The organism is Kosakonia sp. SOY2 (assembly GCF_027109175.1).
Classification (GTDB): domain Bacteria; phylum Pseudomonadota; class Gammaproteobacteria; order Enterobacterales; family Enterobacteriaceae; genus Kosakonia.
Genome location: NZ_JAPVXH010000018.1, coordinates 1 through 1381, shown reverse-complemented (window position 1 = coordinate 1381; position 1381 = coordinate 1). Strand labels below are relative to the sequence as shown.

The window sequence follows — 1381 nt, the reverse complement described above, 5'->3', positions numbered from 1 at the left end:
TCTGCTGAATCAGCGGGATGGGTTGAATGTCACTGGCTGGACGGAGCCAGCAACCCAGACAGGAGTTGGTAAAGATAAGTTATATTTGAGTATTCAGGATTTTCCGGTTGATGGCCTGACTATCAAAAAGTGGGAAACACACGAATATCACAACTGTACCTGCCAGATCGATGTCACATACTATAACTCGCAGTATGTTCCTGACGTTGACGAGCAAATCCAAAAGGTAGCTTCATCCATTGCGCATACTTCAGTCAGTGCCAGTGGTGGTGCAGGTAGCATCACCTCCGGGCGAGATATTTCTCTGTATGCCGGCGTGCTGGATAATCAGGCGAGTAACATTCTGGGTGCCCGTAATATCGCGTTATATGGCACTAATCTCAATAACCAGAGCTATCAGGATGGAACTGCTGCGACATATTTCACGTACAAATATTCGTACACGACTGATTCATCAAGGTCGACTAAGGAATATATCGCCCCATCGCGTAATGGTTATTTCCTTTACGAGTTAACCGGACAGACAACCGAAGCGACAAATGGCCAGAACTACCGTGCCGTTATCCAGGCCGGTGGCAATGTCAGCGCCAACTTCAGCAGCAATATCAGTAACACCAGCACAACCGCCAATGCCGGTGGCGTCAGCGGCACCATTACCGCTCCATCACTGAATACCCTGAGCAATCAGAGTATTGGCGCTAGCGTGGCAAAACAGGCACTCGCCGCAGGGCCGGTGACTGTGAACTCCCCGCAGTGGCAGGATCAACTGCACAACGCCCTGCAGCAAATTAACGGCGGTGGCGCGCTGGATAACGCCAGCGCAAATGGTGCCGCGCTGGCAAACATCGGCAGCCAGCAGAAAGGCAGCGCCAGCCTTGGCAGCGCGGGTAGCCTGGCAGGCGCGGGCGTCACCAGCGCGGTGCTGAAAGACACCCACGCTGGCGCGCTTGACGCGCATCAGGGGAAAGCCGTTGATACCAGTGCCTACCCGTTGCCTTCCGGTAATAACGGCTACTTTGTGGTGTCAGCTAACCCGAAAAGCCCGTACCTCATCACCGTTAACCCGAAACTGGACGGGCTTGGCCAGTTAGATCCGGCGCTGTTTGGCGATCTGAACAAACTGCTCGGCGTGACGCCGTCTGCCGCCCCGCGCGAAACCAGCAGCACTTATACCGATGAGAAGCAGTTTCTCGGTTCCGCCTACATGCTGGATCGCATCAAACTCAACCCGGATCACGACTACCGCTTCCTCGGCGATGCGGCGTTTGACACGCGCTATGTCAGTAACGTCGTGCTGAACCAGACCGGTAACCGCTATCTGAACGGCATCGGTTCCGATCTCGACCAGATGCGTTACCTGATGGATAACGCCGCTAACACG

Annotated in this window: 1 pseudogene; it reads left to right on the top strand. The window is 54.4% G+C overall.

What is annotated here, in order from left to right:
- Nucleotides 1-1381: pseudogene (locus O3S68_RS24180) on the top strand (Contact-dependent inhibition of growth factor CdiA); the annotation flags it as partial.